This window comes from Erythrobacter sp. HL-111 (genome assembly GCF_900105095.1).
In the GTDB taxonomy this organism is placed as follows: Bacteria; Pseudomonadota; Alphaproteobacteria; order Sphingomonadales; family Sphingomonadaceae; genus Erythrobacter.
Map to the genome: position 1 here is coordinate 2,581,966 of NZ_LT629743.1, position 14,119 is coordinate 2,596,084.

Consider the following 14,119-nt stretch of genomic DNA (forward strand, 5'->3'; position numbering starts at 1 on the left):
GGATCGAAGGCGAAGCTCTCGCTCGCGAGTTCCGCCCGCGCGATCTAGCTCATCGCGCCCAGAAGCGCGGCGTGGCTGCCGAAGCTGAACGAGCCGTAGGCGAACGCGCTCGCCTCGCGCACCAGCCTCAGGGTCACCCGCGCCTTGACCCCGAAGGCCCCGCAATCGGCGGCGAACAGGCCGGTGAGGTCTGGGCCGTAGGGGCGGAAGAAATCGGACCCGGTGGACATCACCGTGCCATCGGCCAGCACCACGTCGAAACTGATCGCGCTGTCCGCCGCGGTGCCTCTTGCCGCGCCCCAGAACACGCCGTTCTGGCTCATCCCCCCGCCCACGCTGGCGCGGATGCCCGAAAGCGTGCCCCATGCCATGACGCGCAGGCCTTTCGGCGCGAGCGCGCGGCGCAGCGCATCCCAGCTGATCCCGGCCTCGACCGTCACGGTCATGTCGGTCTCGTTCACCTCGATCACGCGGTCGAGCGCGGCGGTGTCGACCAGCAGGAACGGCCCGCCGGAATAGAGATAGCCGCCGGTATAGCTCATGCCGCCCCCGCGCGGGACGATCGCCATTCCTGCGCCGGTCGCCGCGCCGATGCCCGCCGCCAGCGCCTCGACGCTGTCCGGGCGGAACACGGCGAGCGGCTCGGCGCCTTTCGCGAGCACGTCATGGCTGTAGAGCGCGAGGCTGTCGGCATCGGTCAGCAGCGGCGCGTCGCCGACCGCCTGGCGGACCGGGGCGAGGGGATGGTCTGATGCGAGCGTTGCCATCAGGCGGGCTCCATTTCTGCCTTGGGGGTGTCTTCTTCGGCTTCGGGGAAGCTTTCCGGGTACCGCCCGAGCAGCAGCAGCAGCGCGCCGCCCATGATGAAGGCGAAGATCGAGAGTTCGAGGATCGGATCATAGCTTCCCGTGCGGTCATAGACCTGCGCGTAGATCACCGGCGAGGCGGCGCTGAACAGGCCGAAGGGCATGTAGAGCATCCCGTAGATCTTGCCGTAATTCGCCATCCCGAAATAGCGCCCCGTCAGGTAGGCGATGAGATCGCTTTCCGCCCCCGCCGCGAAACCGAGCAGGAAACCCGCCAGCGCGGCGGCCGGGAAGGCGAGGCTGTCGCCCAGCAGCAGCCATGCCGAAATCGCGGGCAGGCACAGCAGCGGAAAGGCGACGAAGCCCTGCCAGAACCGGTCGAGCAGCGCGCCCGTCGCCAGCCTGCCGACGAAGATGCCGATGCCGAGAATGCCCATGACGGTCGCGGCGGCCTGCGCCTCGACTCCGCGCAGGCGCAGCATGGTCGGCATGTTGATGAAGGCCCCGCCGAAAGCGCCCGCGATCAGCGCGATCGACAGCCAGATCACCCAGAAGCGGTAATTGGCGAGCGCCGATCCGAGCGTGACCCCGGTCAGCCGCCCCCGCGCGCTCTCGATCGCCCTTGGCCGTTCCTCGGGCCGCGGTTCGCGGAACAGGAAGAAGGCGACCACCAGGGCCGCCGCCGGAAACAGCGCGACCGCCGCGAACATCGATCTCCAGCCGTAATTCTCGATCGCGAAGACCGCGAACTTGGGCACGACCATCGCTGCGATGCTGGTCCCCATCAACAGGATGCCGAGAGCAAGGCCGCGATGCTTGAAGAACCACAGGTTGATCGCACGGCTCCACGTCACCGGGGTCGATCCGATCCCGACAAGCCCGACCACGACCCAGAAGCCGTAATAGATGTAGAGTGTTTCGGGCTCGTTCGCGCTTGGCGTGAGCGAGATCGCGGCGAAGGCGAGGCCGAAGGCCGCCAACGACCACAGCGCGACGGGCCGCACCCCGAACCGGTCGGCCATCCAGCCGAACACCGGCGCGAGCAGGGCCGCGATCACGCCGAACAGGGTGATCGGCACGAGGACCTGGGTCTGGCTCCACCCGAATTCGGCCTGCAGCGGCTCCGCGGTAAAGCCGATCACGTTGTAGGGAATGGGCGATGCCCCGCACATCACGCCGACCACGCCGGCCAGCAGCACTTTCCAGCCTTTCGCGAATTCGCCGCTTGTCGCGGGCTCGGTCACGGGGCTGGACGTCACTTGGGCTTCTCCTCGGCGCTCGTGCCCCGCCATATCACATTGGGCAGCACCGCGTCGTCCCATGCCGCGGGCCATTCCCGCCCGAACCGCACGACGACCAGGCGCCTGTCGGGCATGACATAGACGCGCTGGTTGCCGTGGCCGTTCAGGATCACGACCTGCGGCGCGGCGAATGCTTCGCTCTGCCACGGCACCAGCGGCACCAGCCGGGGGCGTTCGCCGCCGATCTGCTGGTTGCCGATCCACACCTGGTAACCATAGCCGCGATAGGCCGGCGAGGGTGCGAGCATCTGCGCGATCCACGCCTCGGGCACGATCTGTTGCCCCCGGTAGCGTCCGCCGTTCACGAACAGCCCGCCGATCCGCAGCCAGTCGACCGGGCGCGAAAGGATGCAGCAGCTGCTGATCGCCATCCCCCCTTCACGGTCCAGCGGGATCGCGGCGTCGGCAAGACCGAGCGGTTTCCACAGGCGCCGGGACAGCAGCGTTTCGTAGTCCTCGCCGCTCGCCCGTTCGAGCGCGATGGAGAGCAGCTGGTTGACCTGGTTGTTGTAATCGAACGTTTCGCCCGGCGCGCCGACCGGTTCGAGCGAAAGGAGCAGCCGGGTGTAATCGCTGCCCAGGCTGTGCCGCACCACCGGGTTGTCGCGCGTCACTTCGTAGCCGTAGCCATCGTCGCCCTGTTCGAGGCCCGCTGCCATCCACAGCATCTGCCGGAGCGTGATTTCGCCGCGCTCCTCGCCCTGCCATTCGGTGACATAGCGCCCGATCGGATCATCCGCCGAGCCGATTTCCCCGCGCTCGATCGCAATGCCGACCAGCAGCGCGAGCACCGTTTTCGACATGCTTTGCGGGTTGAAGCGCGTGTCGCGCCCGCTGCCCTGCCAGTACCGTTCGAACACGAGCTTGCCGTCGCGCGCAACCAGCAGCGCGGCCGAATTCTGCGATTCGGCCCAGCTTGCCGCGGCGGCGAGTGCGGTCGGGGCAACGTGATCCTCCGGCCTCTCGGCGCGTTCTACCGGCGTCGGCGCGCCGGCCACCGGGGCGACGGGATCGTACCATTCCGGGGGAATGGAGAGCGGGTCGCCATATCCCCCGTCGAGCAGGCTTTGCCAGCGCCGTTCGAACTCCGGGTCGTTCTCCCGGGCCGCGAGAGGCGCCGCGACCGCGGCGGCAAGGGTCGCAAGCGCGGCGGCAAGAAGGTCAGTCCGCATCGTAGAATTCCGTCAGGTTGCCGTCGGGATCGCGGAATGCGGCGATGGCGACCGTCCCGAGCCCGGGGATCGCGACATCGTCCGCGCCATATTCAGGTTCGAGCCCGCGCGCGGCGAGCGTGCCGAGATAGGCACCGAGATCCTCGACCGGGTAGCGCACCGACAGGATGCCGAGATTGGGCGGCGATGCGTGGGCGGAGAAATCGCGGCCCTCGAATCCCTCGAACGCCATCACCTCGATCCGGCCCGTCTCGCCCGGAAGGACCGGCTGAGCCACCGCGGCCCGGCGCACGAGGGTGGTGGCGAGATTGGCGGGGACCGAGAAATTGTTCACCCGCGGCTCGGGATCGGTGAAGGGCGCATCGAACAGCACGCCGAAGCCGAGAAGGTCGCGGTAGAAGGCGAGGCTGGCGGGCTGGTCCTTCACCATCCGCATGGCGTTGAAGGCGCGGCTGAGCTTGCCGACCGGGAAGGAATCGAACGGCGGCGACTTCCTTTCGTAGAGCGCGTAATTGACCCCGTGCGGGCCTCGCACCACGACATTGACGAGGTCGGAGCCACCGAATTCGAAGGCGTAGGGCTGGCTTTCGGCCCACCACCCGCGCGCGATCGCGGCGTCGAAGGCGGCGCCGGCATCCTCGCTCCGCAGCATGATCGAGAAGATGCCGCCCGTGTCCCACGGCCTTGCCGCAAGCCTGATCGGGCGCTGGGCTTGCGCGCCGTCGAAGCGGACATAGCGGATGCAGCCTTCCGCGGCTTCGGGCGCGCAAATCTTCAGGAACGCGCCGGTAACGTCGCGGGGCAGCTTCCAGTAGGCGATTTCCGAAGCGTCGAGCGTGCCCCTTGCCACTTCGCGCCAGTCGCCGTGATCGACCAGCCAGCCGGCGCTCTCTTCAAGGTCGGTGACGCTGACGACCGCTTCGGTCCACGGCGCCACGCCGTCATCGGCAGCGGGCTGGGCGGCGAGCGGCGGGGAAAGAGGAAATGCGGCGGCGACGGCCACAACCGCCGCCGCCACCGTTTGTCGAACCATCAGAAATCGTACCTGGCCCTGACCATCCAGGTGCGCGGCGGGTTGAGATAGGCGAAATCGGCGAGCGAGCTTTCGACCGCTTCCTCGTCGAAGCAGTTGCGGCATTCCGCCGTCAGCGCCCACCCGCTCACGTTGCGAAGGGTGAGCGTGCCGTTGACGATCCAGCGCGCCGGGCTGAACGAACCGGTCGCCGGGTCGATCGGATCGCCGAGGCCAAGCGTGTTGGTCGGATAGACCGTGCCCGAATTGCCCGTCACCGACTGGTCGAAGAAGGTCACCTGGCTGGTGCCGACATCGCTGTCGCTGCGCCAGTTGGCGTTGACCGCCGGGGTCAGCGTGAAATCGCTGCCGAGGCCGATATCGTAGCTGCCGCCGAGCGAGACCGTCCAGTCGGGCGTGCGCACCGGGGTCGAGATCGACCCGTCGGGCGAAACGATGCCGACCCCGCAGGCGCCCGCTTCGTCCGGCCCGCCGCCGATATTGGGCAGCAGTCCGGCGGCGAGCTGGGCAAGGCAGTCCTGCTGCTGCGCGGCGACCGACTGCACGCCGAATTCGTCGAGCGCGGGGGCATTGGGATCGATGTCGTACCGATCGTCCTGGTAACCGATCGCGGCGAACAGGTTGAGCCCTTCGATCGGGACCGTGGTGATCTCGACCTCGACGCCCTTGTTCTCGTAGTCGGCGAAATTGCGCGTGATGAAGGTGAGCGCGCCATCGGCCGCGACGAAAGCCGACGGGGTCTGGAGATCCGCCACGTCGAGCCAGAAACCGGTGACGTTGAACCGGATCAGGCGATCGAACAGCTCGGTCTTGGCGCCGACTTCGTAGCTCCACGCGGTTTCCGGGCCGAACGGAAGCAGCAGGTTGGCCGTGGTGCCGCGCGCGTTCCAGCCGCCCGACTTGAAGCCGCGCGTCGCGCTGGCGAAGAGCAGGATGTCGTCGTTCGGCGAGTAGTTGATGGCGAAGCGCGGGGTCCACAGGTCGACCGATTGTTCGGTCGGGATCGCCGCGCCGTTGCTCGCGACGAGATTGGCGTCCTCGATGCAGGGCGACGGGCCGAACTGGTTGGGCGCGCTGCACAGGTTCGTGCCGTCCACCCGCGCGCGGTTGTCGCGGATCGAGAAGGTCTTGGTCTCGTCGGTGTAGCGGATGCCCGCCGTCAGGGTCAGCTCATCGGTGATGTTGAGATCGGCCTGGAAATAGCCCGCCCAGGCTTCGGCCGTGTTGGTGAGCGTGCGGTCGGCGAGAAGCAGCGGAAAGCCGTCCGGGGCCGGCGCGATGGGAAGGGTGAAGATGTCGGCGAAATCGGTCGTGTTGTCCTCGTAGAAGTAGAACACGCCGCCAACGACATCGAGCAGGCCGTCCGCGATCGAGCCGGTGAACTTCACTTCCTGCGTGAACTGGGTGTGATCGCCGTCATTGATGATGTCGAAGCCGCCATAGGTCCACCCGACCACCGGCGGAACCGGGTTGGAGGCGTCCGGCAGGGATCGGCCATCGGCGAAATCGAGCGCGAACTGCTGCCCGATATCGACGAAGCCGGTGATGAAATTCACGGTCCAGTCGTCATTGATGTCGATTTCGAGATTGGACGAGATGAAATCCATCGTCGCTTCGTTGCCGAGGCCGAAATTGGCCTTTTCGCCGCTGACCAGCGGGCCGAAGGCAGGGCTGATGAAATTGCCGTCCTTCGTCAGGCCGGTCGCGGTGAAGCGTCCGTCGCAATTGGTCGGATTGGTCGGGTCGCAATCGAAATTGAGCAGGTTGACCGCTTCCGACACGGTGTGGATGTACGAGCCCGTCCAGCGCACGCTGTCCGACAATTCGCCGCGCATCCCCAGCCGCACGCCCCAGCCGTCGTTCTCGTTGGCGCGTTCGCCGGTAACATTGTTGATCGCCCAGCCGTCGTCGTCCTGCCAGTAGCCCGAGATCTTGACCGCGAAGCTGTCCGCCAGCGGGATGTCGACCGAGGCACGGGCGAGATATTGTTCGTAGGAGCCATAGCCCGCTTCGACATAGCCGGCGAATTCGTCGCCCGGTTCGGACAGGAAGACATTGATCGCGCCGCCGGTCGTGTTGCGTCCGAACAGGGTGCCCTGCGGTCCGCGCAGGACCTCGATGCGGTTGACGTCGAACAGCGACAGGTTGTTCGCGTTTTGGCGCGAGAGATAGATGTCGTCGACGTAGGTGCCGATCGGCGGATCGAAGGTCGCGATGCTTTCCGTGTTGCCGATCCCGCGCAGGTAATAGGCATTCGCCGTGCCGAGGCCCGTGTTGTTGAGCCCGACGAGGTTGGGCACGAACTGCGCCACGTCGAGCGCGGTGAACGCGCCGCGGGCCTGCAATTCCTGCTGGTCGAAGGCCGAGATCGGGATCGGCACGTCCTGCACGCTTTCCTCGCGCCGCTGGGCGGTCACGATGATTGAGGTCACCCCGCGCTCGGGTTCTTCCTCGACGACCTCCCGGTCGGGGTCCTGGTCGAGGTCCTGCGCGTGGGCGGTCGCGGGGAACGCGGCAATGGCGAGACTCGATGTCATGCCGAGCAGCGCGAGCTGCTTCGAAGTGCGAGAAGTCATGCGGATTTCCTCCGTGGGCAAAGGATGATGCCGGCCCCCTGCCGGTCTGTCGTTGCCTACCTGCGAGGCGAAAGTTGTCCGGACAACCTATTGCTTGTCAAGCAAGGAAATGCGAATTGTCCGGACAAATTGTCCGATTCCATCAATATGCGTGCCGTTTCGGCAACAGTTCCGCTTGCAAGGGGGTGTCCGTGTCCGATTTCGCCTATCCGGTCCTGGTCTATGTCCACCTGCTGCTGTTCGTGCTGTGGCTCGGCGCGGACGTGGGCGTGTTCGTGCTCGGCCAGCATTTCAGGAAGCGGGAGAAGTGGTCGCTCGACCAGCGCATCGCCCTCCTCACCCTCCTCGTCGAAATCGACATGGTCCCGCGCAGCGCCTGGGCGCTGATGGTGCCGCTGTCGCTCAGCGTGGTCGATGCGGGCGGCTGGTGGGACGTGCCGGCCTGGCTGCTGCTGGCGGCCTGGGCGGTGGGGCTGTTCTGGCTCGCGCTGGTGTGGGATTCGCACTGGCACGACCAGACCCCGCGCGCGGCGCGCAACCGCCGGATCGAAGGCGTCCTGCGGTGGGTGATCGGGGGATTCTATCTCTGGCTCGGCGGGCAGAGCCTGCTGCTGGACGCCCCGCTCGCGCCCGATTGGCTGGCGTGGAAGGGACTGCTGTTCGGCCTGATATTCGTCGCCGCGATCATGATCGACGTGACCTTCAAGCCGGTCGGCGCGCAGCTCGCCGCGGTGCTGCAGGAAGGATCGAGCGACGCGACCGAGATCCCTCTGCGCCGGACGATGGACCGCACCCGGATCTGGGTTTGGGCGGTCTATGTCCTGCTGGCCGTCACCGCCTTCCTCGGCAACGTCAAACCGTTGCAATGATCCCTCACCCGGACCCCGTTCGGAGGCGGCGAAAAAATTTGTCTGGACAAATTGCGGACATCGGGCAGGAATAAAGCGGGGTCATATTGTTACGCGGGCGCCATGAGCGACGCAATTAACGGGAGGGGATTCATGGGGAAACTTGCCTGTTCGGCCCTGCTGGCAGCGACCATGCTGACGCCGAGCGCGCTTCTGGCGCAGGAGGCGGACGAGGAAGAGGTCAGCATCGCGGAGCGCGACGCGCCGATCATCGTCACCGCGCGCAAGCGTGAAGAGACGTTGCAATCGGTCCCGTCGACCGTTGCCGTCGTCACCTCCGAGACGATCACCGAACTCGCGCTCGACAATCTCGAGGAGATCGCCAACACCACGCCCGGCCTGTTCTACGACGAGAGCCTCGGGCGCGGCGGCGGCGCCGCATTCCGCCCGGTGATCCGCGGCCAGGCCAACATCCTCGGCGAATCCGGCGTCGCCTTCTTCATCGACGGGATCTACTACACCGGCAGTCTTGCCGATTACGACGTCGACACGATCGAGCGGATCGAGGTCGTGAAGGGTCCGCAGAGCGCGCTCTACGGCCGCAACACCTATTCGGGCGCGATCAACATCATCTCGAAGAAGCCGGGCGACACGTGGGAAGGGCGCCTTGCCCTCGATGCCTCGACACAGGATCGCTACGAGATCACGGCGGGCATCCGCGGGCCGATCACCGACGGGCTCTCGCTCGGCCTCAACGGACGCTATTACGATTTCGGCGGCGAGTTCACCAACCAGTTCGACGGGACCAAGATCGGGAAGCAATCCTCCTGGTCGGCTTCCGGCGTGCTCGACTGGGACGATGGCGGGCCCTTCACCGCGACTTTCCGGGCCTATTACAACCGCACCGACGACGGCCAGCCGGCGCTGTTCCAGCAGGACGCGAACCAGAACAACTGCTTCTTCGACAATGGCTCGCTCTACGGCGGGCGGGGGCGCTATTTCTGCGGGCGGATCGACGCGCAGCCGATCAGCACCGACTACACCCGCCAGTTCATCAATCCCGCGGACGTCGGGATCGAGGCGGACACCTACAACGTCTCGCTGCGCATGGCATATGAATTCAGCGACAGGCTCAGCCTCGTCTCGCTGACCGGCTTCAACGACCGGACCGAATCGCAGCTTACCGACGGGGACTACAGTCCCGAAAGCTTCCAGACGGCCGTCTTCGCGCGGTTCCCGATCGGCGCGCCGGTCGGCTTCGGCCCGGCGGGTCCGGTCTTTCCCTTCGGCTTCGTCGGCAGCACGGTCGACTTCTCCTTCGCCGGGCGGAGCGAGCTGACCGACTGGTCGCAGGAATTGCGGCTCAACTACGACGGCGACGGGTTCGACCTCGTGCTCGGCGGCTACTTCTTCGACCAGAGCGACGACAATTTCTCGATCCGCGAGGTCCCGGCCGACGCGCTGGCGCGCGCGGGGGCGAGCTTCGGCGCGCGGTTCGCGGAGGAACAGGCGGGCTGCGCGGCCAATCCGGCCTGCGCCTCGATCGTGCCGCTGTTCGGTCCCTCCCTGCCCGAGATGCGCGACGAGACGCGGCGCAACATCGAGAACATCGCGGTGTTCGGCGCGGTCAACGTCGAACTGACGCCGACGCTCAACCTCTCGCTCGAAGGGCGCTATGCCGAGGAGACGATCGAGCAGGTCCTGTTCGATTTCGACGAGGGGCAGCAGCGCCCGGCAGGCGAGGTGTTCGAACCGCAGAAGTTCACCTCGTTCACGCCGCGCGTCACGCTCGACTGGCAGGCGACGCCCGACAACCTGATCTACGCGGTCTATGCCGAGGGCATCAAGCCGGGCGGCTTCAACAACGTGCTGGCCCGCAATGCCGGCCTCGCGGCATTCGAAGAGGAAGAGAACAAGGCCTACGAAATCGGCTTCAAGAATGCCTTCTTCGACGGGGCGATGATCTTCAACCTCGCGGCGTTCTTCACCGATATCGAGGGTTACCAGCTCTCGCAGAATGTCGAGGGCGGCGGCCAGACCTTCAGCGCCACCGTCAACGCGGGCGCGGCGGAAATCTGGGGCATCGAGGCCGAAATGGTCGGGCGGCTGGGCGATTTCACCCTGACCGCGAATTACGCGCTGGCCGACACCGAGTTCGTCGAAGGCTTCGACGAACAGCAGGGCATTCTCAACGATGTCGCCGACGACGGTCTCGTCAACTGTTCGACCGGGGACCAATTCCCCGACATCCCGGATTGCCAGAGCCTGTTCGGCTCGATCGCGGGCAAGGACATCCCGCGTGCGCCCGAACACCGCGTGTTCGCGGACCTCGCCTACCAGACGCCGCTCGGCGGTGGCATGGAGGAATGGAGCTTCTTCGCCGGGGCGAACATGACCTACACCTCGAGCTCCTTCGCGCAGGTCCACAACGAGGCCTTCAGCGGCGATGCGACCGAGGTCGATGCGCGCATCGGGGTCGAGAACGACCGCCTGCGCATCCAGTTCTATGCCGAGAACCTGTTCGAAGAGGACGCCGTGCGCCAGATCCTGCGCTTTGCCGACGGCAACAACGATTTCCGCCGAAGCTTCGTCGCGGCGCCGCGGCCGGGCCGGCGGGTCGGGCTGCTGGTCGTCTCGACCTTCTGACAGGGCCGGTCGGCCGACCGGAAAAGGGGCGGGAAGCCCGTCGCTTCCCGCCCCTTTCGCGTGGCCGATGCCGAAGGGTCAGTGCCCTTCGTGGCCTCCGGCGGCCTTGTCGGCCTTGCCTTCGGCGCGCGCCCGGTCGGTCAGCAGCTTGAACTTGGTCCAGGTCGTCTCGTTGGGGCGCATGTCGTCCTTGGGCGGGGCGTCCTCGTAGATCGGGAAGTTCGCGCGGATCTCGCTTTTCAGCACGTCGGGCAGTTCCTCGAACCCGCCCGGCAGCTTGCGCCCCATGGCGTTGAAGACCATCTGGCCCGGCCGGCCGCCCATCTTCATCCAAGGGGCCCAGGGCGAGATGCGGACCCAGCTTATCAGCGGATAGGCGGTGGGCAGCGAGGCATCGAACAATTCGTCCCTGTCGGCGGCGAAGTCGAAGATCTCCATCGCGTGATACCTGTTGCCGACATATTCCTGGTATTCCCCCGCGAGCGGGTTGGGATAGAACAGCGGCGCCTCGAACGGCATGAAGACGTAATCGCCCTCGATCCTGAGGCTGGACAGTGCGAAGGGCGAGCCGTCGGGCCGCACCGGGAAACTGGGCGGCTGGTTCACGGGGTCATTGTGGATATGCATCACGTCGACCGTCTCGCCGGTATAGGGGTTCTCCCAGCGGTTCACGACCTCGCCGGTCCGGGGGTCGAGCATGAGCATGAGTTCGCGGCTGATGAGCCGCCAGCCCTTGCCGCGTTCCGGGTCCTCCACCTCGACGCAGCGGCGGATGTTCATGCCTTCGCCCTTGAACAGCAGCTTGTCGCGGATTCCCGGCGCACGGCCGTAGATGTTGCCCGACCAGTGGAACACCGCCGGCTCGTCGGCGGAGACCCCGCACTGCATCCGCTTCGCGATCTCGACGGCGTCCTCCGGGTCGGAAGGGTCGAGCATCTGCGCCGCGGCAGGCGCCGCAAGCCCCGCGGTGCCTGCCAGCATGGTCGCTGCAACCAAAACGGCCTTGATCGATTTCATGGTTCTCGCCTCCCCTGCGGGCATCCATCCGTCGGATGGCCGACCCGTTTGTCCGGACAAATCAGCAATTCCTCCTTGACTTTAGATTTGTCCGGACAAATTGTGAACCCTGAAATTGCCCGATCGCCGGGCCGCAGCCGGGATAGCCTCCTTCAGCATGTTCGTCGCCGCCAGCCTCCTTTTCGTGCCCGGTTCGCGGCCCGACCGTTTCGCCAAGGCGAAGGCGGGCGGCGCCGGCCTGACGGTGATCGATCTGGAGGATGCGGTCGCGGCGGGGGACAAGGCGAGCGCGCGCGGCGCCGCCCTGGCGCAGGTCGCGCAGGCGCCCGCCGGTTGGGCGGTCCGGATCAACGGCGTCGCGACGGCCTTCGGCGTGCGCGACCTTGCCGCGCTCACCGAATGCGCCACGCTTCCCGAAACGCTGCTCGTCCCCATGGTCGAAAGCGCGGCCGAGCTTGACGTGGTCGCGGGCGCGCTGGGGGAGAGCTGTCCCGCCCTCGTTCCCCTGATCGAGACCCCGCGCGGGCTGCGCCACGCGCTCGAAATCGCCGCGCACGCCCGGGTCGCGGCGGTGATGTTCGGCGGGGGCGATTTCTCGGGCGAACTGGGCGTCGATCTCGCCTGGGAGCCCTTGCTCGCCGCGCGCCACCACGTGATCCTGGCCTGCGCCGAAGCGCGCAAGCCCGCGATCGACGTGCCGTTCATCGCGCTCGAGGACGAGGCGGGCCTTGCCGACGAATGCGCCAGAGCGCGTCGGCTCGGATTCTCCGCAAAGGCCGCGATCCATCCGCGCCAGGTCCCCGCGATCAACCGGGCCTTCGCTCCCAGCGCGGCCGAGGTGGCCGAGGCGCGCGAGGCGCTGGACGCTTACGAAGCGGGTGGCGGGCGCGCGATAAGGTTCAAGGGGCGGATGCTCGAGGCCCCCTTCATCAAGAAATACCGCGCCGTGATCGCGCGGCACGAACAGGGTTCCAGTGGGGAGCAGATGAATGCGTGACAGTTACATCGAGGTATCGCCGGGCCGCTTCCGCGAGGTCCAGGGGCGCTATTTCGAGGATTTCGAAGTCGGCCATGTCTATGAACACCGCCCCGGGCGGACGATTACCGATGCCGACAATGTCTGGTTCACCCTGCTGACGATGAACACCCACCCGGCGCATTTCGACTACGAATTGTCGAAGGACACCGAATTCGGAAAGCCGCTGGTGGTGAGCCCGCTCACCATTGCGCTGATGACCGGCATGAGCGTGTCCGACACAAGCGGCAAGGCGATCGCCAATCTCGGCTGGGACGAGGTGCGGATGACCAAGCCGCTGTTCGTCGGCGACACGCTCTATTGCGAAAGCGAAGTGCTTGAAAAGCGCGAGAGCAAGAGCCGCCCCGAACAGGGCATCGTCACGTTCAAGACCACCGCGAAGAACCAGCACGGCGACGTGGTCGCGCATTACAAGCGCACCGTGCTCGTCTGGAAGCGCGGGCACGGCAATCTCGACGACTGAACCCCCAAACTCCCGAGGAAATTCCCATGGCAACCGCCGCGAAGCTCGAAGGCCAGGTCCGCACGATCGATCCCGAGGAAGAACGCGCCTTCATGGACGCGATCGACCGCTGGATGGAACGCGAGGTCATCCCCGTCATCAAGCACCACGATCACAACGATCTGTGGCCGAAGGAACTGGTCGACCAGATGGCCGAGATGGGCCTGTTCGGCGCGACGATCGGCCAAGAATACGGCGGGCTCGGCCTGCCTGCGACGACCTATGCCAAGATCGTGATGAAAATCTCGAGCCACTGGATGGCGATCACGGGAATCTTCAATTCGCACCTCATCATGGCCGCTGCGGTCGAACGGTTCGGCACGGCGCAGCAGAAGGCGAAATGGCTGCCCAAGTTCGCGACCGGCGAAATCCGCGGCGGCCTTGCTCTTACCGAACCCAATGCCGGGACCGACCTTCAGGCGATCCGCACGGTCGCGCGCAAGGACGAGAACGGGGACTACATCCTCAACGGGACCAAGACCTGGATCTCGAACGCCCTCAACGGACAATGCTTTGCGCTGCTCGCCAAGACCGATCCCAAGGCCGAGCCGCGCTACAAGGGCATGAGCCTGTTCATTGCCGACAAGCGGGACGGCCTTTCGACCGGCAAGAAGTTCGACAAGCTCGGATACAAGGCGATCGACAGCGCCGAACTGGTGATGGAGGACTACCGCATCCCCGCCGACCAGCTGATCGGCGGGGTCGAGGGCCAGGGCTTCTTCCAGGCCACCGGCGGCCTTGAACTGGGGCGCATCAATGTCGCGGCGCGCGGCGTCGGCCTTGCCGAAGGCAGCCTGCGTCTCGCCACCGAATACGCCCAGCAGCGCGAGACCATGGGCAAGCCCATCGCCCAGCACCAGGCGATCCAGCTGAAACTGGGCGAAATGGTTACCCGCGCACGGGCCGCGCGCCTCCTGACGCTCGATGCCTCGGAAGCCTATGACCAGGGCGAACGCTGCGACAAGGAAGCGGGCATCGCCAAGTATTTCGCCTCCGAAGCCGCGGTCGAGAACAGCCAGGAGGCGATGCGGATCTTCGGCGGCTATTCCTATTCCAAGGAATACGACATCGAGCGGTTCTATCGCGATTCCATGCTGATGTGCATCGGTGAGGGCACGAACGAGATGCAGCGCATCATCATCGCCAAGCAGCATCTCAAGGAAAACCAGATCTGAGCGGGGG

Annotated in this window: 11 protein-coding genes; 5 read left to right on the plus strand and 6 right to left on the minus strand. The window is 66.1% G+C overall.

Annotation, left to right across the window (positions count from 1 at the left end; all coding sequences use genetic code 11):
• Nucleotides 1-44: 44 nt before the first annotated feature.
• The 5 genes from BLU08_RS15520 to BLU08_RS12225 are packed head-to-tail and all read right to left on the minus strand — an operon-like array spanning nt 45 to nt 6,888.
• Nucleotides 45-767: an FAD-binding oxidoreductase gene (locus tag BLU08_RS15520; RefSeq protein WP_233995976.1), complete on the minus strand. Its 723-nt coding sequence runs from the start codon at nt 765-767 to the stop codon at nt 45-47.
• Nucleotides 767-2,065 carry an MFS transporter gene (locus BLU08_RS12210; protein ID WP_233995977.1) on the minus strand — a complete coding sequence of 433 codons (1,299 nt, stop codon included), beginning with the start codon at nt 2,063-2,065 and terminating at the stop codon, nt 767-769. The genes BLU08_RS15520 and BLU08_RS12210 overlap by 1 nt, the downstream gene beginning before the upstream one ends.
• Entirely contained in the window at nt 2,062-3,279 is a 1,218-nt protein-coding gene (locus BLU08_RS12215) for a serine hydrolase (RefSeq protein WP_090199819.1), read from the minus strand. Before BLU08_RS12215 ends, BLU08_RS12210 begins: the two co-directional genes overlap by 4 nt.
• Nucleotides 3,269-4,312, minus strand: coding sequence for a VOC family protein (locus BLU08_RS12220; RefSeq protein WP_157674546.1), 1,044 nt, complete (start codon nt 4,310-4,312; stop codon nt 3,269-3,271). The genes BLU08_RS12215 and BLU08_RS12220 overlap by 11 nt, the downstream gene beginning before the upstream one ends.
• Complete coding sequence (locus tag BLU08_RS12225) at nt 4,312-6,888, minus strand: TonB-dependent receptor (RefSeq protein WP_233995978.1); 2,577 nt, start codon at nt 6,886-6,888, stop codon at nt 4,312-4,314. The genes BLU08_RS12220 and BLU08_RS12225 overlap by 1 nt, the downstream gene beginning before the upstream one ends.
• A gap of 191 nt (nt 6,889-7,079) precedes the next feature.
• Between BLU08_RS12225 and BLU08_RS12230 the strand changes: the two genes are divergently transcribed.
• Nucleotides 7,080-7,757, plus strand: coding sequence for a hypothetical protein (locus BLU08_RS12230; protein ID WP_233995979.1), 678 nt, complete (start codon nt 7,080-7,082; stop codon nt 7,755-7,757).
• A gap of 132 nt (nt 7,758-7,889) precedes the next feature.
• A complete protein-coding gene (locus BLU08_RS12235) occupies nt 7,890-10,382 on the plus strand; it encodes a TonB-dependent receptor (protein ID WP_172801034.1) in 2,493 nt (830 codons plus the stop codon).
• Between the two features lie 78 nt (nt 10,383-10,460).
• Here the strand turns inward: BLU08_RS12235 and BLU08_RS12240 are convergent, their stop codons facing one another.
• Complete coding sequence (locus BLU08_RS12240; RefSeq protein ID WP_157674547.1) at nt 10,461-11,399, minus strand: DUF1838 family protein; 939 nt, start codon at nt 11,397-11,399, stop codon at nt 10,461-10,463.
• Nucleotides 11,400-11,556: 157 nt separating this feature from the next.
• Between BLU08_RS12240 and BLU08_RS12245 the strand changes: the two genes are divergently transcribed.
• The 3 genes from BLU08_RS12245 to BLU08_RS12255 are packed head-to-tail and all read left to right on the plus strand — an operon-like array spanning nt 11,557 to nt 14,112.
• Nucleotides 11,557-12,396, plus strand: coding sequence for a CoA ester lyase (locus BLU08_RS12245; protein ID WP_090199829.1), 840 nt, complete (start codon nt 11,557-11,559; stop codon nt 12,394-12,396).
• Nucleotides 12,389-12,898, plus strand: a complete 510-nt coding sequence (locus BLU08_RS12250) for a MaoC family dehydratase (protein WP_090199831.1) — start codon at nt 12,389-12,391, stop codon at nt 12,896-12,898. The genes BLU08_RS12245 and BLU08_RS12250 overlap by 8 nt, the downstream gene beginning before the upstream one ends.
• 26 nt (nt 12,899-12,924) lie before the next feature.
• Nucleotides 12,925-14,112 (plus strand): acyl-CoA dehydrogenase family protein, encoded by a 1,188-nt coding sequence (locus BLU08_RS12255; protein WP_090199833.1) that lies wholly within the window; start codon nt 12,925-12,927, stop codon nt 14,110-14,112.
• Nucleotides 14,113-14,119 lie beyond the last annotated feature (7 nt).